The organism is Edaphobacter sp. (assembly GCF_035763405.1).
Classification (GTDB): Bacteria; Acidobacteriota; Terriglobia; order Terriglobales; family Acidobacteriaceae; genus Edaphobacter.
The window spans coordinates 16,616-38,334 of record NZ_DASUBE010000108.1 but is presented as its reverse complement, the minus strand read 5'-3'; the positions used below and the strand labels follow the sequence as shown (position 1 = coordinate 38,334).

The 21,719-nt window shown below is 60.2% G+C and carries 21 protein-coding genes and 1 tRNA gene; 12 read left to right on the top strand and 10 right to left on the bottom strand.

What is annotated here, in order from left to right; all coding sequences use genetic code 11:
- Nucleotides 1-386 precede the first annotated feature (386 nt).
- On the top strand, nt 387-965 hold the full coding sequence (locus VFU66_RS11200) for a carboxymuconolactone decarboxylase family protein (protein ID WP_326446338.1): 579 nt from the start codon (nt 387-389) through the stop codon (nt 963-965).
- Nucleotides 966-980: 15 nt separating this feature from the next.
- On the opposite strand, the gene VFU66_RS11195 is transcribed toward VFU66_RS11200, so the two are convergent.
- The 3 genes from VFU66_RS11195 to gmd form a co-directional block, all read right to left on the bottom strand.
- Entirely contained in the window at nt 981-1,697 is a 717-nt protein-coding gene (locus VFU66_RS11195) for a CAP domain-containing protein (RefSeq protein WP_326446337.1), read from the bottom strand.
- 213 nt (nt 1,698-1,910) lie between these two features.
- Complete coding sequence (locus VFU66_RS11190; RefSeq protein ID WP_326446336.1) at nt 1,911-2,876, bottom strand: GDP-L-fucose synthase family protein; 966 nt, start codon at nt 2,874-2,876, stop codon at nt 1,911-1,913.
- Between the two features lie 205 nt (nt 2,877-3,081).
- Nucleotides 3,082-4,167 carry a GDP-mannose 4,6-dehydratase gene (gene gmd / locus VFU66_RS11185; protein WP_326446335.1) on the bottom strand — a complete coding sequence of 362 codons (1,086 nt, stop codon included), beginning with the start codon at nt 4,165-4,167 and terminating at the stop codon, nt 3,082-3,084.
- 234 nt (nt 4,168-4,401) lie between these two features.
- Here gmd and VFU66_RS11180 point away from each other — a divergent pair, with 234 nt between their 5' ends.
- From VFU66_RS11180 to VFU66_RS11165, 4 genes are read left to right on the top strand one after another with little or no spacing between them, the layout of a single operon-like run.
- The gene (locus tag VFU66_RS11180; RefSeq protein WP_326446334.1) at nt 4,402-5,139 is read left to right on the top strand and encodes a TetR/AcrR family transcriptional regulator; all 738 of its coding nucleotides are present in this window, start codon (nt 4,402-4,404) and stop codon (nt 5,137-5,139) included.
- Nucleotides 5,136-6,200, top strand: coding sequence for an HlyD family secretion protein (locus tag VFU66_RS11175; RefSeq protein ID WP_326446333.1), 1,065 nt, complete (start codon nt 5,136-5,138; stop codon nt 6,198-6,200). Before VFU66_RS11180 ends, VFU66_RS11175 begins: the two co-directional genes overlap by 4 nt.
- 9 nt (nt 6,201-6,209) lie before the next feature.
- The gene (locus tag VFU66_RS11170) at nt 6,210-7,211 is read left to right on the top strand and encodes an ABC transporter ATP-binding protein (protein WP_326446332.1); all 1,002 of its coding nucleotides are present in this window, start codon (nt 6,210-6,212) and stop codon (nt 7,209-7,211) included.
- 21 nt (nt 7,212-7,232) lie between these two features.
- Nucleotides 7,233-8,345, top strand: a complete 1,113-nt coding sequence (locus VFU66_RS11165; protein ID WP_326446331.1) for an ABC transporter permease — start codon at nt 7,233-7,235, stop codon at nt 8,343-8,345.
- A gap of 67 nt (nt 8,346-8,412) precedes the next feature.
- On the opposite strand, the gene VFU66_RS11160 is transcribed toward VFU66_RS11165, so the two are convergent.
- Together VFU66_RS11160 and VFU66_RS11155 are read right to left on the bottom strand one after the other, a co-directional pair.
- Nucleotides 8,413-8,871, bottom strand: a complete 459-nt coding sequence (locus VFU66_RS11160) for a metallophosphoesterase family protein (RefSeq protein WP_326446330.1) — start codon at nt 8,869-8,871, stop codon at nt 8,413-8,415.
- 2 nt (nt 8,872-8,873) lie between these two features.
- Nucleotides 8,874-9,740: an ABC transporter permease gene (locus tag VFU66_RS11155; RefSeq protein ID WP_326446329.1), complete on the bottom strand. Its 867-nt coding sequence runs from the start codon at nt 9,738-9,740 to the stop codon at nt 8,874-8,876.
- 118 nt (nt 9,741-9,858) lie between these two features.
- Here VFU66_RS11155 and VFU66_RS11150 point away from each other — a divergent pair, with 118 nt between their 5' ends.
- Genes VFU66_RS11150 through VFU66_RS11140 form a run of 3 tightly spaced genes read left to right on the top strand, consistent with a single transcriptional unit; the run spans nt 9,859 to nt 13,013 of the window.
- A complete protein-coding gene (locus VFU66_RS11150; RefSeq protein WP_326446328.1) occupies nt 9,859-11,256 on the top strand; it encodes a hemolysin family protein in 1,398 nt (465 codons plus the stop codon).
- A gap of 14 nt (nt 11,257-11,270) precedes the next feature.
- Entirely contained in the window at nt 11,271-12,245 is a 975-nt protein-coding gene (locus VFU66_RS11145) for an ABC transporter permease (RefSeq protein ID WP_326446339.1), read from the top strand.
- 18 nt (nt 12,246-12,263) lie between these two features.
- Nucleotides 12,264-13,013: a hypothetical protein gene (locus VFU66_RS11140; RefSeq protein WP_326446327.1), complete on the top strand. Its 750-nt coding sequence runs from the start codon at nt 12,264-12,266 to the stop codon at nt 13,011-13,013.
- Here the strand turns inward: VFU66_RS11140 and VFU66_RS11135 are convergent.
- Complete coding sequence (locus tag VFU66_RS11135) at nt 13,005-14,252, bottom strand: glycosyltransferase WbuB (RefSeq protein WP_326446326.1); 1,248 nt, start codon at nt 14,250-14,252, stop codon at nt 13,005-13,007. The two genes, VFU66_RS11140 and VFU66_RS11135, sit on opposite strands and share 9 nt — an antisense overlap.
- Before the next feature lie 79 nt (nt 14,253-14,331).
- Here VFU66_RS11135 and bla point away from each other — a divergent pair, with 79 nt between their 5' ends.
- Nucleotides 14,332-15,192 (top strand): subclass B3 metallo-beta-lactamase, encoded by an 861-nt coding sequence (gene bla, locus VFU66_RS11130; RefSeq protein WP_326446325.1) that lies wholly within the window; start codon nt 14,332-14,334, stop codon nt 15,190-15,192.
- Between the two features lie 202 nt (nt 15,193-15,394).
- Here bla and VFU66_RS11125 read toward each other — a convergent pair whose 3' ends face one another.
- Both VFU66_RS11125 and ispG read right to left on the bottom strand, forming a co-directional pair.
- Nucleotides 15,395-16,369 (bottom strand): glycosyltransferase family 2 protein, encoded by a 975-nt coding sequence (locus VFU66_RS11125; protein ID WP_326446324.1) that lies wholly within the window; start codon nt 16,367-16,369, stop codon nt 15,395-15,397.
- Between the two features lie 107 nt (nt 16,370-16,476).
- The gene (gene ispG, locus VFU66_RS11120; protein WP_326446323.1) at nt 16,477-17,709 is read right to left on the bottom strand and encodes a flavodoxin-dependent (E)-4-hydroxy-3-methylbut-2-enyl-diphosphate synthase; all 1,233 of its coding nucleotides are present in this window, start codon (nt 17,707-17,709) and stop codon (nt 16,477-16,479) included.
- A gap of 173 nt (nt 17,710-17,882) precedes the next feature.
- On the opposite strand from ispG, the gene VFU66_RS11115 reads away from it, so the two are divergent.
- From VFU66_RS11115 to VFU66_RS11105, 3 genes are all read left to right on the top strand, one after another.
- Nucleotides 17,883-17,959, top strand: a tRNA-Arg gene (locus tag VFU66_RS11115).
- 93 nt (nt 17,960-18,052) lie between these two features.
- A complete protein-coding gene (locus VFU66_RS11110; protein WP_326446322.1) occupies nt 18,053-19,309 on the top strand; it encodes a spinster family MFS transporter in 1,257 nt (418 codons plus the stop codon).
- On the top strand, nt 19,306-20,481 hold the full coding sequence (locus VFU66_RS11105; protein ID WP_326446321.1) for a glycosyltransferase: 1,176 nt from the start codon (nt 19,306-19,308) through the stop codon (nt 20,479-20,481). Before VFU66_RS11110 ends, VFU66_RS11105 begins: the two co-directional genes overlap by 4 nt.
- 21 nt (nt 20,482-20,502) lie before the next feature.
- Here VFU66_RS11105 and VFU66_RS11100 read toward each other — a convergent pair whose 3' ends face one another.
- Together VFU66_RS11100 and queF are read right to left on the bottom strand one after the other, a co-directional pair.
- Entirely contained in the window at nt 20,503-21,210 is a 708-nt protein-coding gene (locus tag VFU66_RS11100; protein ID WP_326446320.1) for an SIR2 family NAD-dependent protein deacylase, read from the bottom strand.
- A gap of 18 nt (nt 21,211-21,228) precedes the next feature.
- Nucleotides 21,229-21,648 (bottom strand): preQ(1) synthase, encoded by a 420-nt coding sequence (gene queF / locus VFU66_RS11095; RefSeq protein WP_326446319.1) that lies wholly within the window; start codon nt 21,646-21,648, stop codon nt 21,229-21,231.
- Between the last annotated feature and the right edge of the window lie 71 nt (nt 21,649-21,719).

Sequence of the window (21,719 nt, the reverse complement as noted above, 5' to 3'; positions counted from 1 at the left end):
ACAAGCGACCTCCGATCGGTTTGTGGCGTGAAGTCGCGGTTTGTGACCGCCTGCGATGATGATCCGATCCGACGCTATATCAGTTCTGGTCAAAAGTGCACACAACGCGACGCCGATTTTGCGAGCCGCCTCTAGCGTTTTATGAGCCGAATCCGACAGTGATTGAGATCACAAAGGATGCCTTCTGTAGCTCATTGAACCCAAAAAGGATTGCCTCCGCAGGAGTGTAGCGGAACGCGGAGGGACTCACGCGCTGCGCCATGACATTTATGACAAATGCGGATGAGCCGGTCGTAGGCGAACGACCGGGAGGCCCCAACAGCGTGGCAGCCCGACCCCAACAGCGATATGATGCGGAGAAACGAGCATTTGAAAGGGGTTCCGCTATGCCACGCATCTCACGTCTCACACGCGACGAGGTCCAGCCGGAGTCTGTCACCATCTACGACCGCTACCTGCGCGACCGCGGCAACGTGCCCAATATGTTTCGCACCATGGCGCACCGACCTCAGATCTTCGCGACCATCATTGCGCACATGGAAGCGGTGCTCAACACAGGCACACTGCCCAAGGCGCTCAAAGAGCTGGCCATCGTCAGGACTTCTCAGCTTAATCGGACACCCTATTGTCTGGCGTCGCATACAAAGATCTGCCGCAACCTGGGCTGGACCGACACACAGTTGGAGGCGCTGCGGGACGCCCACGGGAGCCGCGAATTCACCGAGCGCGAGAAGGTGGCCATCCATCTGGCCGAGGTCATGACGCTCGACGCGCACGCATACAGCGAGGCAGAGTTCCAGCGTCTGCGCAGCTTTTTCAGCGAAGGCGAGATCGTCGAGCTGATGGCCGCCATCGGCCTGTTCAATTATTTCAATCGCTTCAATGATCTGTTGGAGATGGAGCCGACGCCGCCGGCTTCAGCCGAGGAGCTGGCAAAGGCCGGCGTTGCTGCGGCAACTGTTTAGTTTACTGCGGGAAAATCAGGGATAAAGCAGCACGGCGATGTTATAAGCCGTAAACGCGGTTTTGCGCGAGTCGGCACAGGCTCCAACCGCCGCCTGATGATATTTGCCGGAGCTAAGCCGTGTCTTGAGCGCCTCCGGAAGATCGGTCAGCGTTGCGGCGGTATAACGCACAATGTAGCTCGGTCTGCGCGCGCCCGCATAGCCGCTCGGCATGGCGCAGGTGATGCGCGCAAGAGCGAAGGCATCGCCAACGTTCATCCCGGAACTGGCAAGCATCTTCCCAACCGTGCTTTCCTGCTCGGCAAAGGTAAGCGGCTCGACTGTGGAAGCAAAATCTTCAACCGCATAGAATTCGCCGTCACGCTCAACAACCGCGATGCCGATGGAGTTGACCTCCGGGTCCAGCAGGTTCGCACGGTGTGGAGGCGAGTTCATCCACAGGTTATGGATAATGATCGAACTCGGCGCCTCGCCAACATTTTCGGCAATCATGCTGAAGCGACTGCCGGTGCTTGCGCCGCGCTCTTCCAGATCGGGTTCGTTCGCAAACTGGTGCGAGATGTCTTCGTGCTCGGCCATCTGCGCGGCATGTTGGGCCGAAGCCTGAGAGAGTGCCTCATTCAAATGCAGCGCAGGAAGTCCAAGCGCGGCACGTTCCTGATTGGCGGCGGCGAACAGAAACTGTTCGGCCACATACTGTCCACCCGCGGTTAAATCGACTTCGGAATACATCTGAGCGCTAACCGTTGGGGTCGAGCAAAGGAGCAGCCCGGCTGCGGCCAGCGCGCAGAGCGCTGCTCCAAGAGATCTCTTTATGCGGATTGAAGAAGCGGTTCGCATTGCCGTGATTCTAGGGTGTCGCTATGGGGTTGGCAGATAGCACTTTCGTGTGAGCACACACTTCCCCTGAACCCCTATCGGCAAAATCTAGAATTGCTTCTGCTTTTATTTGAAGGAGAGTTGCTTGCGGGCCGCTTCCCACGTCAGCCGGATTCCCTGTTCCAGTTCAGTCGCATGACGCCAGCCAAGTTGGTGCAAACGGCTGACATCCATGAGCTTGCGAGGAGTCCCGTCAGGCTTCGAGTGGTCAAAGACAAGCCTCCCCTTGAAGCCTAGAACACGCGCCACCGTCTCGGCCAGTTCGCGAATCGTAACGTCCTCACCCGTGCCAATGTTAATCAGCGGCGGGGCGTCCTCCAAAAGAAGACTGCCATAACGAGCGTCGTCCAGATTCAAGAGAAAGACACACGCCTGCGCGAGGTCATCCGAGTACAGCAGCTCCCGGCGTGGAGTGCCGGTACCCCACACCGTCACCGTGTCGTCTCCTGCAGCAACCGCTTCTGCCGTCTTGCGAATCAGTGCAGGCAAAACATGCGAGTTCGCCAGGTCGAAGTTATCGTTCGGGCCATACAGATTCGTGGGCATCGCCGCCAGATACTTCGTTCCGTATTGCCTGTTGTAGCTCCAGCACATCTCGATACCTGCGATCTTCGCGATGGCGTAAGGACGGTTCGTCGGCTCCAGCGGCCCGGTCAGCAAAGCCGATTCAGGAATAGGCTGTGGCGCAAGCTTGGGGTAGATACAAGATGAACCAAGAAAGAGCAGCCGCTCTACATGATTCATGCGGCTGGCCTCGATGATGTTCGTCTGAAGAATCAAGTTGTCGCGGATAAATTCGGCCGGATAGGTATTGTTAGCCAGAATGCCGCCCACCTTCGCCGCCGCCAGCACCACGTACTCCGGCTTCTCTTTGGCGAAAAAGTTGTTGACCGCAACCGTATCGAGCAGGTCGAGTTCCTGACGAGTACGCGTCAGAATATTCGTATATCCCCGTCGCTCAAGCTCGCGGCAGATGGCCGAGCCTACCAACCCGCGATGACCGGCAATGTAGATGCGTGAATCTATTTTCATCGTCAGTTCTTGTCGGATAACAGAGTGAAAAGCTATCAAGTGTGGAACGTCTTGAATTCGCCTAACCTGCAGAGATCCATTTCATTTGCAAAGGGCCAAAGGCCCACTCTATACCAGCCTGGGGCAACGCCCCAGTTAACGTTACGGAACAAAACCAAGGGCCGAAGGCCCGTCCTATTCTTCACCGATCTTCAGACTCACCACGCTACGTTTCGCGCACGCTGAAGGCGTTGAATCCATGCGCAAGCGCCAGCGCATCGCGCTGAGCAGTTTTATAGTCCGCATCAATCATCTCGCGCACCAGTTCATCGAAGGAAGTCCGTGGCGTCCATCCTAGTTCACGCTTCGCCTTGGACGGATCGCCCAGAAGCGTCTCAACCTCGGTTGGCCGGAAGTAGCGCGGGTCCACGGCGACGACAACATTGCCCTGTCCGTCCACCGCCTTTTCATCGACACCGGTTCCCTGCCACGCAAGATTCATCTCCAGCAGGTTCGCGCATCGGTCAATAAACTCGCGGACGCTGTGCTGTTCGCCGGTCGCAATCACATAATCCTGCGGCTTCTCCTGTTGCAGCATCAGCCACTGCATCTCCACATAGTCGCGTGCATGTCCCCAGTCGCGGAGAGCGGACAGGTTGCCCATAAAAAGCTGCCGCTGCAGCCCTGCTTTGATGCGTGCCAGTCCACGTGTAATCTTGCGCGTCACAAAAGTCTCGCCGCGCATAGGCGACTCGTGGTTAAACAGGATTCCGTTACATGCGTAAATACCGTAAGCCTCGCGGTAGTTCACGCAGATCCAGTATGCGTAAAGTTTGGCTACGGCATAAGGAGAACGTGGATAAAACGGAGTCGTCTCACACTGCGGCGTCTCCTGCACCAGCCCGTAGAGTTCGCTCGTGCTCGCCTGATAAAACTTCGTCTTCTTTTCCAGCCTCAGAATGCGAATGGCTTCAAGCAGGCGCAACGGGCCTATGGCGTCGGCATCAGCGGTATACTCCGGCTGCTCGAACGAGACCTGAACATGCGACTGAGCGCCAAGATTGTAGATCTCGTCAGGTTGCACCTTCTGGACAATATGAATCAGAGAAGAGGAATCGGTCAGGTCGCCATAGTGGAGAAAAAAGTGTGGCGAAGGATTGTGCGGGTCCTCGTAGAGGTGATCGATACGAGCCGTATTGAACAGCGAGGAGCGGCGCTTAATGCCATGCACCTCGTAGCCTTTGGCAAGAAGAAACTCTGCCAGATAGGCACCGTCCTGACCTGTGACTCCCGTAATAAGGGCTTTCTTCAAGCTGGGGTTCTCCTTTGGAGTCAGTTTACCGGCCACCTGCCGCAGTTTGCATCATATCGTGTGCCGGTCTTCCCTATCCGCACAACCCGGACACCCAGGGTAAGCAATGAGATACCTTTCTCCACCACACATCTGGAAAGCTCATACTATCCCTCAAAAGCTACCCGACGATCGCCTGTTTTCTTCCACCCCGAAAATCGATCTGCGGTATAGTTTTAACCAACCGGTTAATCAATGACGCCCATCAAACCGAACCCGCACCAGCAGGACCGTTCCGACCTGACCCGGCAGAAGATACTCGCCGCAGCTATAAGGGAGTTCAGCACCCACGGTCTCGCCGGAGCGCGCACCGACGCCATTGCCGAAGCCGCCAAGGTCAACAAGGCCCTGCTCTACTACTACTTCAAAAGCAAGAACTCGCTCTACACGGCGGCGCTGGAAGCCGTCGCCGGCAAGATCGTCCAAAGCGCCTTCGCCGCTCTCGACATCAAAGCCAGTGCAGGTGAACTGCTACTGCGCGCCGCGCTCAACCACTTTGACCGCTTGCTCACCCAGCACGAGTTTCAGAACCTCATGCAGCAGGAGATGGTCCGCTTCAAGCAGGGCAAGAGCCAATCCATTCCTGTCCTCGCCAGAACCGTCTTTACACCGATGCTTGAACGGATGAAGAATCTCGTCAAGGAGGGCGTCCGCAGCGGCGAACTTCTTCCCGTCGACTGGCTTCAGGTTCTCTACTCAGCCTTCGGCGCAAACGTCTTTTACTTCCTCAGCGCGCCCATGGTCAGCCTCTCGCTCTCGGTCGATCCCCTCACGCCTGCGAACATCGCCGTACGACGCAAATCCGTCATCGAATTCCTCGGCAACGCCCTGTTCACCGACCGCGCTCACGGCGCCGGACTAGCACACCGTGTCCTCGCTGACATGCCCATGCCAAAGATCAAGACACTCCCCGCCTGGAGAAAGCACCTATGAACGCACGCAATCGGATCCTCGTGCTGATGGCCATCCTGCTCGTCTTCGCCGTCTTCTGGTACTTCTACACCACACCGCGCATCAACGATCTGCAACTCATCGGCACCGTCGATGCCAACGAAGTCGTGCTTAGCTCGCGCATTCCCGGCCGCATCCAGACCCTCACCATCAACGAAGGGGACGACGTCAAAGCAGGAGAACTGGTCGCCACTATCCAGAGCGACGACCTCGCCGCTGCGCGCAACGCCGCCCAGGCCACTGCCCTCAGCCAGAAGTTCAAGTTACAGCAGACACAGGACACCGCGCGTCAGACCGCAGGCAGCACCGCCAGCCAGGTGGCCAACGCTCGCGCGCAGCTTGAAGTCGCACAGGCCGCGCTCGCACAGGCTCGGGCCAACTACGAACATCAGCAAGCCGACAGCCACCGCACCATCGCGCTCGCCGCGCAGGGAGTCATGAGCCAGCAGGCCAGCGACGAAGCCAAGGCCTCGCTCGCTGCCTCGCAGGCGGCCGTCGATGCCGCCCGACAAAGTGTCGCCGCCGCCGAAGCTTCGCTCAAGGTCGCCGTTGCCAACACGCTTCAGGCGCAGGCAGCCATAAAAACCGTAGCCTCTACCCGCAGCGACATGCAGAGCGCCCAGGCGCAGCTTCAGCAGGCGCAGATCGAACTCGACTACGCCAACGTCGTCTCGCCCATCACCGGCAAAGTTAACGTCCTCGCAGGTCGCGTCGGAGAAGTGGTTGCAGCAGGCACGCCCATCGTCACCGTCACAGACCTCACCCAGACCTGGGTCTACGCCCCGCTGCCCGAGACCGAAGCCACCGCCGTGCAGCTCGGCGATTCGCTCCGCGTCGTCATGCCCAGCGGCGAAACCACCCAAGGCAAAGTCATCGCCAAGTCAGCCGAAGGAGACTTCGCCACGCAGCGTGACGTCAGCCGGCGCAAGCGCGACATCGAAACCATCCGCCTCAAACTTCTCATCGACAACCCCGGCATGAAGTATGTGCCCGGAATGCTCGCCTACGTCTATGTCCCCAAAGACAAGCTGGTCAACAAATAGAGGACCGGAATGACCACTCCAGCCATCTCGGTCCAAAACATCTTCAAGCGTTACGGTGACTTCGAGGCCGTGCGCGGCGTCACCTTCGACGTGGCCGACGGCGAGATCTTTGGCCTGCTCGGCCCCAACGGCGCAGGCAAGTCCACACTCATCCGCATGATGACGACGCTCATCCCCGTCACCGCGGGCAAGGCGCTCATCGAAGGCCGTGACGTGATGAAGGACTCCGACGCCGTGCGCCGCCTCATCGGCGTCATCCCGCAGGCGCTCACCAGCGACATCGACCTCACCGTCGAAGAGAACCTCTCCATCTACGCCAAACTCTACGAGGTCCCCAAAGCCACGCGCCGCCGCAACATCGACGAGTTGCTCGAAGCCGTCGATCTCACCAAGTGGCGCGACGCGCAAACCAAAACGCTCTCCGGCGGTATGCGCCGCCGCCTCGAAATCGCGCGCGGCCTCGTCCACAACCCGCGCATCTTCTTCCTCGACGAGCCCACCACCGGCCTCGATCCCGTCTCGCGCGTCGCCGTCTGGGAGATGCTCAACAACCTCAAGAACCAGCGCGGCCTCACCATGCTCATCACCACTCATTACATGGACGAGGCCGACCGCCTCTGCGACCGCATTGCCATCGTCGATCACGGCAAGCTCGTCGCGCTCGACACCCCCATGGCACTCAAGGCCAGCGTCCCCGGCAACAACGTCGTCGAAGTCCAGTTCTCCCACGAGTCCCCTCAGTGGCCTGAGCGCCTCGAACGCCTCGCCGGCGTCACGAGCGTGAAGTCGCAATCAGCCGCCATGTACCGAGTCCTCACGTCCAACGGTTCGCTCACAACAACGCAGCTTGTCGAGATGGCCGTCAGCTTCAACGAAACGCTCAAGTCCCTCAACGTGCAGAACACCACGCTCGACGATGTCTTCGTCCACTACACCGGTCGCCAGCTCCGCGACGAACAAATCAAACCCGTAGGCTTCATCATGCCGTCGCGCCCCGGCATGCAACCTTAACCGCCCAGAAGGAGTTCAGCCATGCAACGAATGTGGGCAATCGTCGAACGCGAGATGCGTAAATTCTTCCGCTCGCCTGCACTGATGATGGTCTCAATGACCCTGCCGCTGGTTCAGCTCATCATCCTCGGCCACGCCTTCGGCGGCAAGATCCGCAACGCCCGCATGGGCGTTGTCGACTACGATCGCGGCTCGCAGGCGCTCAAGATTCACGAAGCCTTCAACGCAATCGCCGTCAACATCCGCACCTTCACCACCGTGCCCTACCAGAACGAGCAGCAGGCCCGCGAAGACGTCCGCAACGGCAAGATCGACGGAGCCGTCATCATCCCCGCACAGTACTCCCGCCGCGTCCTTGCCGGTGACTCACCCTCCATCGGCCTCGTCGTCGATAACACCGACCAGGTCATGAGCGCCGCGCTCGAAGCCGAGATGCAGTCGCTCGTCCAGGCACTCAACGAGCCCATCATCCAGCCTTACATCGTCCAGCAGATCACGCTCAAGATCGTCGAGCTCTACCCCTACGTCGAGTACATGAAGTACCTGCTCTCCGGCTCCATCGCGCTCGCCATGTACGTCGCCGTCATGATCGGCGGCGGCATGTTGTACATCGACGACAAAGCGCGGGGAGTTCATGAAGGCTACCTCGTCACGCCCATCACGCGGCTCGAACTCGTGCTTGGCCTCAACATCGCCGGAGCCATCAAGGCCATCCTCTCCGGCGTCAGCCTCACCGTCATCGGCACGCTGCTCTCGGGCCTCGGAGTCATCTTCAATCCCATGGCGCTCGTGCAGCTCTCGCTGCTCATCGTCGCCATCTCCATTGCCTTCAATGGCATGATGTTCCTGATGATGGTGCGCGTCGAAGATCCGCTTGTACCGCGCGCCATGTTCGGCGTCCTCAACACGCTGCTCTTCTTCCCCAGCGGAGCCATCTCGCCCGTCTCCGGCCTTCCGCCGTGGCTCAAAGCCATCGCTGCAATCGATCCCTTCACCTATGCGGTCCACGGCTTCAAATCCATCCTCCTCAAAGATGGAGGCTTCACTGCCATCTGGCCCGATCTCGGCTTCCTCACCCTCTTCGGTGTCGCCTCGCTCCTTATCGCAACTCCGCTCTTCAAGCGCACGCTCTAAGCCAGCGGCGAGACGACGGGTCAATCACAAACGCGCCGATTGACCGCATCCTTTCCCGTTCGGGAAATCAGTCCACTGTCAGTCGAATGATGCGCGCATCGATCTCCCCGGCGATCTCGACCGTAGCGACGCTCACGGGCAGGTCGAAGCGGCGCGGACCGGCGCTTCCCGGGTTCAGGTAAAGCGTGCCGTTGCGCTCCTCAAGCAAGGGCTTGTGCGAGTGCCCGCTCACCACCATTGCCACGCCCGCGACCGCAGGGTTGATGTCGAGGTCTTTGACTGAATGCACCAGGTAAAAAATCTTTCCGCCAAGCTCAACAAAATCCGTCGCAGGCAACGCAGCGCAGGGACCGCTGGTATCGATATTGCCCCGGATCGCCGTGACCGGCGCAATCCTGCGGAGTACAGCGAGTATTGCAATGTCGCCTACATCTCCCGCGTGCAGAATGTGATCGACGCCGGCGAGCGCAGTCAAAGCTTCAGACCGCAGCAGGCCGTGCGTGTCAGAGATAACGCCGATCTTCATCGCTACATCCCCGCCTCAAGCCGCGTGCGCGGGTCCATATAATCGCGCAGCGCATCGCCAATGAAGTTGAAGCTCAGCACGGTGAGCATCACCGCCATTGCCGGGAAGAAGACCAGGTGTGGCGAATCGAACAGGTGCGAACGCGCATCGTTCAGCATCGCCCCCCAGCTTGCCGCAGGCGGAGGCACGCCCAAACCAAGAAAGCTCAGCGTTGCTTCCGCCAGCACGGCGCCCGCCATGCCAATCGCCCCCTGGACAATCAGCGGCTGCACCGTATTGGGCAACACATGCCGCCACATGATGCGCCAGTCGCTGGCCCCCAACGCGCGCGCCGCTTCCACAAACTCGCGCTCCTTCACCGCCATCACCTGAGCGCGCACCAGCCGCGCGTATCCCACCCATCCCGAGATGGCCAGCGCAAGAACCACATTGAACAGCCCCGGTCCCACGAACGCGACAAACGCAATCGCCAGCAGAATCCCCGGCAACGACATAAACGCATTCGTCACGTAGATGTTCATCACCGTGTCGATCCATCCACCGTAAAAGCCCGCAAGCCCGCCCGCAACCAGCCCAATCGCAAGCGAAAGCGCCACCACGCTGACCGACACAATCAGCGAAATCCTCGCTCCATAGATCGTGCGCGACAAAATATCGCGTCCCAGCTCATCCGTGCCGAGCCAATGCGCGCCGCTCGGCGCCATCAATCTTCCGGCCAGGTCAAGCCGTGCCGGATCATACGGCGCAAGCCACGGCGCAAAGACGGCGCAGACCACAAAGATCGCCAGCAGCACCAGCCCCAGCGCAGCCAGCGGCTGCTGCTTCGCCCGGTCGAGCAACCCCGCTTTGAGTATGATCGTGTCGTTCATCCGTACCCAGAATGCAGTCAGTAGACGGAGAAGCGCAAGTTCCCAGCTCTGCTGAATATCCGTAAGGATGACCAGCTACCCGGCGTCTCGCACTCCGCGAGCCATTACACTGGCATACATGTCCGAGTGGGTATTCTTCCGCGTGATAATGGTGGCCTTCTTCATTCTGGCCAACAGCTTCTTTGTCGCGGCGGAGTTCGCCATCGTCAGCGTGCGGGAGACGCGCGTGCAGCAGCTCATTGCCGCCGGACGCCCTGGAGCCCGCACTGTCCTCCAACTCAAGCACGCAATCGACGACTTCCTCCCCGCCGTACAGCTTGGAGTCACGCTGGCCGCACTCGCGCTCGGTTGGATTGGCGAGCCTGCACTCGCGGACGTCATCCTTCAACTCGGCCAGAGCTGGCTTCACACACTGCCCCCGCACGCTGTGATCTACGCCCACACCGTTGCCGTCATTCTTGCCTTTGCGCTGATTACCTACTTTGAGGTGCTCCTGGGCGAGCTGGTCCCCAAGGCCCTGGCGCTCGAACGAACAGAGCGTATCGCCCTGGCCGTAGCCGCACCGATGGACGTCTTCATCCGCATGACGCGCCCTGTTATCTCACTCATGAACGCTTCCGCTGCTCAGGTGCTCAAACTCTTCCGCGCCCCTCTCCGTGGCGAAGGCGCGGTGCACTCTCCGCAGGAGCTGAAGCTCATCGCAACAGCCACTCGCCGCATGGGACTGTTACCCGTATTTCAGGAAGAGATCATCCATCGCGCAATCGAGCTGGACCACGTGACGGTGCGAGAGATTATGACGCCGCGCGGCAAAATCTTCTCGCTCCCCGCCGATCTCTCGCTCGAACGTGCCAGCGCGCGCATCGTCGAAGAGCAGCACTCGCGCGTGCCCGTCTACGATCCGGCAGGCGGTCCGGAGCGGATTATCGGCATCGTCTACTCCAAGGACATCTCGCGGCTCATGCACTTTCGCAGCGTGGCGCTCGCGCTCGGCGGCAAGGGAGACTCAGGACTGACCCTGCGGCAGGTCATGCGCGAGTTGACCGTTGTGCCCGAGACAAAATCTGCAATGGAACTACTACAGGAGTTTCAGGAGCGCCGCCGGCACATTGCGATTGTGGTCGATGAGTTCGGCACCACCGTCGGCCTTGTCACCGCCGAAGACGCGCTCGAGCAGATCGTGGGCGAGATGGAAGACGAGTTCGATATTGCCAAATCGTCGCTGCTCAGGACCGCAGGCGTGATGTCGCTTGAGGGTACAACGACCTTACGCGACCTGGGCACGCAACTGCACTGGACCTTTCCCCGCGAGACCGGCGTCGAAACGCTGGCCGGGTTCCTGATGGCGCAGATGGGCCGCATCCCCGATGTAGGCGAGTCGATCGAATACAGCGGACGCCGCTACACCGTCGCGGAGATGGCAGGCCGACGCATCAGCCGCGTCAGCGTAGAAGACCTGCCCGTACCGAAGGCGCTTTCATCTGCCGCGGCAAACGGCAAAGAGACCAACGCATGAGCACACTCCAAACCATGCCCGTCTATCCATCGCGAGCCCGCAAGGTGCTCAAATACTGGTCTCCGCTGCGCCGCGTCTTACTCACGCTGCCAGTTATCTGGGTCGTCGTCACGATTGTGTTTCTGCTCATCCACATCGTACCGGGCGATCCCATAGTGCAGATGCTGGGCGAGGGGGCAACCGCCACGGACATCTCGGCCCTGCGCCACGCCTATGGCTTCGACCAGCCGCTCCGCCTGCAATATCTGCACTACTGGCAAGGGCTGCTTCACGGCGACATGGGACAGTCGCTCCGCCTGCACGACTCTGTAACGCACCTGGTGCTGCAACGCTATCCGTACACACTGGCTCTGACACTGGCGGCGCTGCTCATCGGGATCGGCACATCGGTCCCGGCAGGTATCTGGTCGGCGCTCCATCTCAACCGCTGGCAGGACCGTACCGCCGGAGTGGTCTCGCTCATCGGGCTGTCTTTTCCCAACTTTGCGCTAGGCCCTATTCTGATCCTGATCTTTTCCATCGAGATGGGCTGGACTCCCGTCTCTGGCGCAGGCGACGGCACCCTGCCGAGCTTCCTGGCACACCTTATCCTGCCTGCACTTACGCTGGGCATGGGGCTGGCGGCCATCCTCACCCGCATGGTCCGAACCGCGATGCTGGAAGAACTTAGCCAGGATTACATCCGCACGGCGCGTGCCAAAGGCGTCCCGGAGCGGCGCATTGTGTACCGCCACGCCCTCCGCAACGCCCTGATTCCGATTTTGACCATCATCGGCCTTCAGTTTGGCAGCCTGCTTGCAGGAGCTATTGTGACGGAAACGATCTTTAGCTGGCCGGGAATCGGGAGATTGACCTTGTCTGCCATCTCCAACCGCGATTATGCTTTAGTGCAAGGCTGCATTCTCGCGGTGGGGTTGACCTACGTTGCGATCAACCTGCTCACGGACGTGGCCTACACCATCGCTAATCCTCGGATTTCCGCCCAGTAGGCACCAAAGAAGGCAACTATGAAATCCATTGTCCGAGTTGTTGCACCTCTGTTTCTCCTGGCCTCTCTGCCCTGCGTTGCTCCAGCCGCTACCGTGGAGTCGCAGCCATCGCTGCAAAAGCCCAGTGCCAGCCGCGCCACAGCCGCCACGCCGGGCATGTCCCAGCCCATCGCAGGAATCGGCGAGCCGCCCCTGTTGCGTCCGCCTGCCGCAGTGCCTGATCCTGCCAGCCCGCCTGCCCGCGTCTTCCACGACGAGCGATACGGCGTCACCTTCAACGTTCCGACCGCGTGGAACCTGACCCGCAAAGACTCCGACGTCAGCACCTTCAACCTCGACGCGCGATCCGCTCTGCGCTCGACGAAGATGCGCGCCGTGGCCACCATCGCCTTCAATCCTCACCCCACCTCCACCTTCAGCGGCGCTCTCTTTTACTTCAGCGTCACGCCCCACACCACCGCAGCCGAATGCAGCAAGCAGGCCACGGAGAAATCGCCGCGCAAGGCGGGAACCGCCAGCATCGACGGCGTGACCTTTGAACACGGCTACGATCAGCACGGCGTCATCTGCACCGAGGCACGCGATGAGATCTACACCGCCATGCGTGACGATGCCTGCTACCGCTTCGACATGGTCATCAATACCTACTGCGGCGGCGAGGTCAGCGGCGCGCGCGACATCACGCCCGACGAGCTGAACTCCGTGCGCAACCGCATGAAGGCCATCCTGAACTCGGTCAAATTCGAGCCGAGCCAGGCCTCACGCTAGCTCCCGCAATTCTCGCTCAAACTGCTCGAGCACCTGGTCACGTCCCAGGTGCTCGACCGCATAGCGGCGCGCATTCTCACCTAACCGCAGCCTGAGCGCCGCATCGTCCACGAGCCGGGCAACCGCCTCGTGCAGCGCAACGCCGTCCTCAGCCGGGACGACGAGCCCGCAGGCATGCCCCGCCCCGCTGCCTTCAACCACCTTCGCCACCTGCGTTCCAGCATCAGCAGTAGCGATCACAGGCCGCCCGCTCGAGAGCATTCCCGTCAGCTTCGAGGGCATCACCAGGTCAGCCGCCCCGGCGCGCTGCGGCAACAGATGGATGTCCGCTGCGTTGAGCAGCTCGTTCAGGCGCTCCATGGGCTGAAGCGGCAGCAGGGTCACATTTGGATACCCGGCGACCAGAGCCTCCAACTGGGGGCGGAAGGCCCCGTCTCCGCAAAAGATGAAGTGAACCCGCGCATCTCCTTCAAACCATTGGGCCAGCGGGGCCAGCACGTCCAACCCCTGTTTGGACCCCATATTGCCCGAGTAAAGAAGAACAATTTTTCTCTCCAGACCCAGTTCCCGAAGAAAAAGATTGCCCACCGCGCGACCCCGGGGATAGACCGCCCCGACGTCCACCCAGTTTGGAAACAGTCGTATACGCTCCCTCGTGACACCCTTGGCTTCCGCCCGTTCCGTCATTTTGGACGAGATGCTCGATACCCGCGAAAACCCCCGGGTAAACAATCGCTCCAACCCGAGCGCCAGATCGTGAAGCAGGCCCCGCGAAGGCAGCAGTCCCAGGTCGAACGCCGCGTCCACCTCGAAGTCCTGCACATGCAGCCACGAGGCCGCCCCTGTAGCCTGCGCCACCGCCAGAGCGACCGGCGCGCAGAAAAACGTTGGCTCTACCGTGAAGACGACCTCAGGCCGCCAGAACGCCTGTCCCAGCATCACCGGCAGACTGCCCAACATAAACGACGCCAGGTGCGCGACGCGCTTCAGGCCCGTGGGCTTCGCCGGCACATAGAGCGGTGCGCGAAACACCGTAGGCGTGCCCACACCGCCGCGCTCGATGCGGTACGCCTTTCCGCGATAGTCCTCGCGGATACTCCACGCTGGATAATACGGAGGCGCCGTCACGACGCGCACTTCATGTCCGCGCCCGGCCAGCCATTCAGCCATCTCGCCCGTATATTTACCAATGCCCGTCAGCTCGGGCGCATAGTTCAAGCCATAGATCAGGATTCGCACTGATGGCAGTGTAACGGAGGCAACAGGTCTCGTTGGCACATGGGGCCAAAACGGCACGTCACGGGCGTTATCCTTGGTCATGCTCTTTCGTGCCGTGCTCCTCACCTTTGCGCTCTCCTGCGGCCTTGCCGCACAATCAAACCCTGAATGGAGCACGCCGCAGACTCCCTTTCACATCATCGGAAACGTCTACTACGTCGGCAGCAAGGGTCTGGCTTCATACCTGATCGTCACCCCCCAGGGAAACATCCTGATTAACAGCGACCTCGAAAACTCGCCTCCGCAGATTCGCAAGAGCATCGAGCAACTCGGCTTTCATTACAAGGACATCAAAATCCTGCTCATCAGCCACGCACACTTCGACCACGATGCCGGCAGTGCCGAAATCATCAGGCAGACCGGGGCGAAATACATGGTGATGGCCGAAGATGTTCCGGTGGTCGAGTCAGGCGGTCGCAAGGACTTTGCCTATGGCAACTGGGCTGGCGGCCAATATCCTCCTGCAAAGGTGGACCGCGCTCTGCACGACGGGGACGAAGTGCGGCTCGGCAGCACAGTGCTCGTCGCCCACCTGACACCCGGACACACCAAAGGATGCACCACATGGACGATGAAGGTTAAAGACAGTGGCAAAACCTACAACGTCGTCATCGTCGGCAGCCCGAACGTCAACTCCGGCCCCGGCTACAAGCTCGTCGACAACACGCAGTACCCGCAGATAGCCCAGGACTACGAAAAGACCTTTCGCGTGCTTAAATCTCTGCCCTGCGACGTCTTTCTGGGCGCGCACGGCAGCTACTTCGACATGGAGGACAAACTGCCCCGTCTGAAAGAAGGTGCCGCAAACCCATTCATCGATCCGGCAGGCTACAAAGCATACGTCGCCGAAACCGAAAGTGCCTTTCAGAAAGAGTTAGCCAGGCAGGAACACTCTCATTAGGAAAATACTGAATCAATCCTGATTGTGAAGGGGAATGGCTTCACAGGGGCGGAAAACCTCGCTCTGCTTAAAGCATGGGTTTACCCGTGCGTTAGATGCTTCATGCGTCGTTGGAGCTTTAGCACCGGCCTGCCGACGGATGGACTTTTCGGCAGTCTCTTCAGCATCTGAGGGAACACTCGTGGAGTTAATCAACTCCGCGCTACTGAAGCAGGCTCTCTTCCGAACGCAGCCTCAGGATGCGGTCCACGGCATATGGAGCGCGGTGAGAGGCCGTATAGAAGTGCCTGACCTGAAGCTCGCCCAGCAGGCCAATGCCCATCATCTGAATGCCTGCCAGAATGAGGATCCCCGCGATAACGAAGATCGGCCCATGCATATCCATAATGTGCTGGCCAGTCACCAGCTTGAGGATAAGCAGCCACGCAGCAAGCCCGGAGCCAGTGGCCATGCCCAATGCGCCGATGGTGCCAAAGAAGTGCAGTGGCCGTGTCATATAGCGCAGCAGAAACCGAATCGTCAGCAGGTCGAAGAAGACGCGGAATGTGCGCGAGATGCCATAGTGGCTCTTGCCGAACTCGCGCGCCGGGTTCGAGATAGGAATCTCGCAGATGCTCGCCCCAAACCAGCTCGCCAGCGCCGGGATGAAGCGGTGCATCTCGCCATAGAGCGGGATGTTCTGGATGACCTCGCGCCGGTACGCCTTGAACGTAGTGCCGAAGTCGTGGATATTTACCCCGCTGAAGTAGGCCATCAGCCAGTTGGCCGCGCGCGACGGAATGCGGCGCATGATGAAGTTATCGCCACGCTGAGCGCGCCATCCGCTCACCACGTCGTAGCCCTCTTCCAGCTTCGCCAGAAAGTTTGGAATCTCGTTCGGATCGTGCTGCAGGTCGCCGTCCATGGCCAGCACGAATTCACCCTGCGCGTGGTCGAAACCGGCCGCAAGCGCGGAGGTCTGGCCGAAGTTGCGGCGCAGTTTGATCACCAGCACACGCGAGTCCACCGCAGCAATCTCTTCCAGCAGACGATATGTGCGGTCGCGCGATCCGTCGTCAACCAGCACCAGTTCAAACGTCTCGCCGACATGCTCCATGACGGCCTTCAGCCTGTCGTAGAGCGTGGTGACGTTATCTTCCTCGTTGTGGAACGGGACGACGATGGAATATTTCGGCACGGTCTGATGATACTCCTTGTTTCTCGCGTGTTCGGCTATCTTTCGAGCACAGGACGCAAGTATGGTTCAGAGATACGATGCTGCAAAAACCTGCGGGATGCGCCAAATCAGGCCCCGACGAGCACCTTGCCGTAACGCTTCTCCACGTAGTCGTCCAAAATGACCTGAAACTCCTCGACAATCCGGTCGCCTTTAAGCGTCGTATAGAGCTTGCCATCCACATAAACCGGGGCCTTCGGCTCCTCAAACGTGCCCGGCAGCGAGATGCCGATGTTGGCATGTTTCGACTCACCCGGGCCATTCACCACGCAGCCCATGACGGCCAGTTTCAGCTCTTCGACGCCCGGGTAGACCTTCTTCCACTCCGGCATCTGGGCCACCAGATAGCCCTGAATGCGCTCGGCAAGCTCCTGGAAGTAGGTCGAGGTGGTGCGCCCGCAGCCAGGGCAGCTCGTCACCTGCGGCATGAAGCTGCGGATGCCGAGCGACTGTAGAATCTGCTGGCCGCAGCGCACCTCTTCGGAGCGGTCGCCGCCGGGAGTAGGCGTCAGGCTCACGCGAATCGTATCGCCGATGCCCTTAAGCAGCAGCGGCGCAAGCCCGGCAGTCGAGGCAACAACGCCCTTCATGCCCATACCTGCCTCGGTCAGGCCAAGGTGCAGCGCGTAGTCGCAGCGCCGGGCAAGCTCCGTGTAGACGTCAATCAGGTCGCGCACGCCCGAGACCTTCGCGCTCAGAATAATCTGGTCACGGCGCAGCCCGTACCGTTCGGCGGCGGCAGCGTTGTCCACAGCGGAGACCACCATCGCCTCCATCATCACATCGCGCGCAGGCAGCGGGTCAGCCAGCTTCGAGTTGTCGTCCATCATTTTCGTCAGCAGCGCCTGGTCCAGCGAACCCCAGTTCACGCCGATGCGCACAGGCTTCTGGTGCTTCACCGCCACCTCGACCATGGTGCGAAAGTTCTCATCATCCTTGCGCCCAATCGAGCAGTTGCCCGGGTTGATGCGGTACTTCGCCAGCGCCTTGGCCGTCTCAGGATACTTCGTCAGCAGCAAGTGCCCGTTGTAGTGGAAGTCGCCGATGATCGGCGTCGTCCAGCCCTTCTTGGCAATGCCTTCGACGATGTATGGCACAGCCTTCGCGGCGTCCTCGTTATTGACAGTCACGCGCACCATCTCCGACCCCGCGCGAGCCAGCGCGGCAACCTGCTGCACCGTGCTCTCAACATCTGCCGTATCGGTATTGGTCATCGACTGCACCACAACCGGAGCGTCCGACCCGACGCGCACCCCGCCAATGTTCACCGTTACCGCACGTCTACGCTCAATTTCAGGCATAAAGTCTCCATCCTCAAGTTTACCATTCCGGCATGGCGAAGACTTCACGATAGACTAGTCACGGCAGCCGGTTTGATGCGCATCTGTTTAAGGGCACGGCTTCAGCCGTGTCGCTCAAAGATCAACGTTCGAAGGGGTTTTAGCCCCTGACGTACGCTTCGAACCTCTCCCATGGCCCGGTAGCTCAGTTGCATAGAGCAGCGCACTCCTAACGCGAAGGTCGCAGGTTGGACTCCTGCCCGGGCCACCACACGCCACAAATCCCCATCGCGCGGTACCCGTCAGGACTCCTGCCCGGGCCACCATCCCGCAAATCATCTTCCACTGCTATCCTCTTCGAGAGATGGCCTTTGCGAACAAACCCTCGCGCAACTTCACCTCCGTCGCCGGCGCGACCACCGCTCTGGTGCTCCTGACCGCGCTGAACTTCGTCAACTACATCGACCGCTACATCCTGCCCGGCGTGCAGGAGCAGATCAAAGGCGAGTTCCACCTCACCGACGCGCAAATCGGCTCGCTCACACTCTGGTTCATGGTCGCCTATATGGCGACCTCCCCCATCACAGGCTGGCTCGGCGACCGCTTCCCGCGCAAACCCATGATCGTCATCGCCGCACTCTTCTGGAGCGGCATCAACTTCTTCACCGCCCACGTCCACTCCTACGACTCGCTCAACCTCAGGCACGCGGCGCTCGGCATCGGCGAGGCCAGCTTCGGCATCTTCGCTCCCGCCATCCTCGCGGACTTCTATCCCGAAGACCAGCGCAACCGCGTCCTGACCATCTTCAACGTAGCCATCCCAGTGGGCGCGGCGCTTGGCTATCTCGTCGGCGGCGTCGTAGGCGAGCATCACGGCTGGCGCATGTCGTTCATCGTCTCCGCCGTTCCTGGAGCCATCATTGCAATCCTCATCGCCCTCTTCATGCGCGAACCGGAGCGCGGAGCCAGCCAGCACGAAAAGGCGAAGCTCGAAAAAGGCACCGTCCTCTCGCTCATCAAAAACCCTGCCTATCTCTGCTCCATCCTCGGCTATGCCGCCGTTACGTTTTCTCTTGGCGGCATCTCCTGGTGGATGCCCTCCTTCCTTCAGCGCGTCGATGGCCGCAGCGAATCCTCCGCCGCGTTCCTCATGGGCGCAATCACCGTCGTCACCGGCCTCGGCGGCACCATCACGGGCGGAGTCATCGCACAGAAGTGGTCCATGCGAAATCCGAAGGCGCTTTATCTGGTCCCGGCTATCAGCGCGGCCACGGCCGTGCCACCTGCACTCGTCTGTTTCTTCGGGCCAAAGCAGTTCACACTCCCTGCTCTTGCCGTCGCCATCTTTCTCATCTTCCTCGGTACCGGCCCCGTCAACGCCGCAACGCTCAACGCGGTGCGCCCGGAGATTCGCGCCACAGCCATGGCCGGCCAGCTTCTCATCATCCACGCGCTCGGCGACGCCATCAGTCCACGCATCATCGGAACAGTCAGCGACCACTCCACGCTCAACATGGGCCTTGGTTCGACGCTGATTACGATGCTGCTGGCCGCAGTGATCTTTTATATCGGCTCGCACTACGCGCCACCGCTGCACTCCTCGGAAGCCGTCGCTGTATGATGCTCGCTGTCGAAGTCATTGCATGGCTTACTGCGCTGGCGTGGCTTTGGAAGCTGGCCGGAGCCGCGCGGGGCCTGCCGCGAATTCCCAATCTGTTCAACCCGCAACATGACCAGACACCGGCAGGCAGCCCCACCATCGTTGCCATCGTCCCGGCACGCAACGAAGCAGAAGAGATCGCCGCAGCGCTCGAGTCTCTGCTCCATCAGGATTACAGCAACCTGCACATCATCGCAGTCGATGACCGCTCCACCGACACAACCGGCGCCATCATGGACGCACTCGCCGCCGCTCACCCCGACAGGCTCACCGCCCTCCACGTCACCGGGCTTCCGCCAGACTGGCTCGGCAAAACCCACGCCATGGCCCTCGCCGCTCGCCACGCCAACGCCATCGCGCGCCCGGGCTACTTCCTCTTCACCGATGGCGACGTCCGCTTCCATCCAGAAGCTGTGCGCCGTTCGCTCGCTCAGGCGGTCGCAACCAGTGCGGACCACTTCGTTATCTTCCCCACACCCATCATCCAAAGCACGGGCGAAGGCATGATGCTTGGTTATCTGCAAATCATGGGCCTGTGGGCCACGCGCCCGTGGCTGGCGGCGAACCCGCGCAACATCCGCGACTCGGTCGGCATCGGCGCATTCTGCCTCGTCCGCTCCGAAGCCTACCGGCAACTCGGCGGCTTCGAGGCGTTGCGCATGGAGATACTCGAAGACCTCAACTTCGCCCGCCGCATCAAGCAAGCCGGCCTGCGTCAGCGCGTAGCCATCGCTCCCGGCATGATTATGCTGCACTGGGCTTCGGGCGCGCTTGGCATCGTCAACGTCATGACAAAAAACCTCTTCGCCGTCTTCGGCTTCAGCACCACGCTGACACTGTTGACCGTTCTATGGCTTGTGCTCTTTTGTCTGTCCCCACTCGCATGGCTCTTCTTGCCGGCAACTCTGATTCCCGCCCTTCTGACTCTCGCATCTGTTATCGGACTCTATCTAGTCTCACGGCGGCACTCGCGCATTTCACCCTGGTACGCTGTGGCGTTTCCTGCTGGAGCAGCTTTATTCATTTACTCCTTGCTGCGCTCCACCATGACCACTCTCATCAACCGTGGAGTCATCTGGCGCGGCACGTTCTACGCACTCGACACACTGAAGACCTATCGAAGGCAGAAGTAACGCAAACCCGAAGCACCTCCGCTACGAGAAAAGCGAAGGCAGCACCTGAGTAGCAGGTCCCAGAACAATCTCACTGAAGGCATCAGCATTCTGCGGTTCTTCGGGGCCGACATACACCGTGCGGATGTTCCGGGCGCGCGCAAGGTGGACCAGTCCCGCCGCAGGATAGACCGAGCCGGAGGTCCCGACAACCAGCAATACCGTAGCCAGATTGAGTTCGCGGTAAATAGCGTCCATGTCGAGTGGCATTTCGCCAAACCAAACGATATGCGGACGAACATGCGAACCACATATCCCGCACCTCGGCAGGCAGTCTGCATCTTCGTGAAAAGCCCTGTCGGGAAACGGCTGTTCGCACCGGACACAGCGTGACTCGAAGAGCGAGCCATGCATGTGGTGAAGCCGGTGAGACCCCGCTCGTTCGTGGAGATCGTCAACGTTCTGAGTGCAAAGGTAGAAGTTGCCGCTCTCCTGCATAAGCCGCTGCTCGATTTGCGCAAGCGCAAAATGCGCAGCGTTGGGCCGGGCGTCAAGCGCATCACGTCGTCGCTGCGAATAGAACCGCCAGACCAGCGCCGGGTTGATCTCCCACGCTTCAGGCGTGGCAACCTCTTCTACGCGATGACCGTCCCACAGTCCGCCTGATCCTCGAAACGTAGCAAGACCGCTCTCGGCAGAGATGCCCGCGCCAGTCAAAACAAACAGACGATCATGCGGAGTGAGAAGCATCTTTTGATGAAAACCGACTCAGCCGCGCGGACCCTTCGAGTTCTTCGGACGAGGATAAAACGCCTCAACGATCGTCGAAATGCCGCCGCGCGGACGAAAGTCGCCGACAACCTTCGCCCACACCGGATTCGCCGCCTTCACAACATCGTCGAGCACCTGGTTGACGATGTTCTCCTGAAAGATGCCGAGGTTGCGATATGTGAAGAGATACTCCTTCAGCGACTTCAGCTCCAGACATCGCTTGCGTGGCATGTAGCGGATCGTGATGCGGCCGAAATCCGGCAAACCGGTCTTTGGACAGACAGAGGTGAACTCAGGATCGTCAACCAGAATCTCGTAAGCCTGAAACTGGTTCTGAAAGGTCTCGATCGAAGGAAACTTCGTATCAAGGCCAGCTTTTGCGTGGTCGTCAGTATAGCCTGTGGTTTTCTTGGGCATAGCTCCATTTTATCGCCATCGGAGCGCATCAGCGCGCACCAGGCATCCCCGCGACTCCGCGCAGTCTGCCT

Excerpts from the sequence above, each read along its gene's own strand:
- VFU66_RS11175 (WP_326446333.1), top strand. The coding sequence starts at position 5,136 with ATGAACGCACGCAATCGGATCCTCGTGCTGATGGCCATCCTGCTCGTC.
- VFU66_RS11145 (WP_326446339.1), top strand. The coding sequence starts at position 11,271 with ATGCCCGTCTATCCATCGCGAGCCCGCAAGGTGCTCAAATACTGGTCT.
- bla (WP_326446325.1), top strand. The coding sequence starts at position 14,332 with ATGCTCTTTCGTGCCGTGCTCCTCACCTTTGCGCTCTCCTGCGGCCTT.
- VFU66_RS11190 (WP_326446336.1), bottom strand. The coding sequence starts at position 2,876 with ATGAAAATAGATTCACGCATCTACATTGCCGGTCATCGCGGGTTGGTA.
- VFU66_RS11110 (WP_326446322.1), top strand. The coding sequence starts at position 18,053 with ATGGCCTTTGCGAACAAACCCTCGCGCAACTTCACCTCCGTCGCCGGC.
- VFU66_RS11155 (WP_326446329.1), bottom strand. The coding sequence starts at position 9,740 with ATGAACGACACGATCATACTCAAAGCGGGGTTGCTCGACCGGGCGAAG.
- VFU66_RS11200 (WP_326446338.1), top strand. The coding sequence starts at position 387 with ATGCCACGCATCTCACGTCTCACACGCGACGAGGTCCAGCCGGAGTCT.
- queF (WP_326446319.1), bottom strand. The coding sequence starts at position 21,648 with ATGCCCAAGAAAACCACAGGCTATACTGACGACCACGCAAAAGCTGGC.
- VFU66_RS11180 (WP_326446334.1), top strand. The coding sequence starts at position 4,402 with ATGACGCCCATCAAACCGAACCCGCACCAGCAGGACCGTTCCGACCTG.
- VFU66_RS11140 (WP_326446327.1), top strand. The coding sequence starts at position 12,264 with ATGAAATCCATTGTCCGAGTTGTTGCACCTCTGTTTCTCCTGGCCTCT.
- VFU66_RS11105 (WP_326446321.1), top strand. The coding sequence starts at position 19,306 with ATGATGCTCGCTGTCGAAGTCATTGCATGGCTTACTGCGCTGGCGTGG.
- VFU66_RS11150 (WP_326446328.1), top strand. The coding sequence starts at position 9,859 with ATGTCCGAGTGGGTATTCTTCCGCGTGATAATGGTGGCCTTCTTCATT.
- VFU66_RS11165 (WP_326446331.1), top strand. The coding sequence starts at position 7,233 with ATGCAACGAATGTGGGCAATCGTCGAACGCGAGATGCGTAAATTCTTC.
- VFU66_RS11160 (WP_326446330.1), bottom strand. The coding sequence starts at position 8,871 with ATGAAGATCGGCGTTATCTCTGACACGCACGGCCTGCTGCGGTCTGAA.
- ispG (WP_326446323.1), bottom strand. The coding sequence starts at position 17,709 with ATGCCTGAAATTGAGCGTAGACGTGCGGTAACGGTGAACATTGGCGGG.
- VFU66_RS11170 (WP_326446332.1), top strand. The coding sequence starts at position 6,210 with ATGACCACTCCAGCCATCTCGGTCCAAAACATCTTCAAGCGTTACGGT.
- VFU66_RS11100 (WP_326446320.1), bottom strand. The coding sequence starts at position 21,210 with ATGCTTCTCACTCCGCATGATCGTCTGTTTGTTTTGACTGGCGCGGGC.
- VFU66_RS11195 (WP_326446337.1), bottom strand. The coding sequence starts at position 1,697 with ATGTATTCCGAAGTCGATTTAACCGCGGGTGGACAGTATGTGGCCGAA.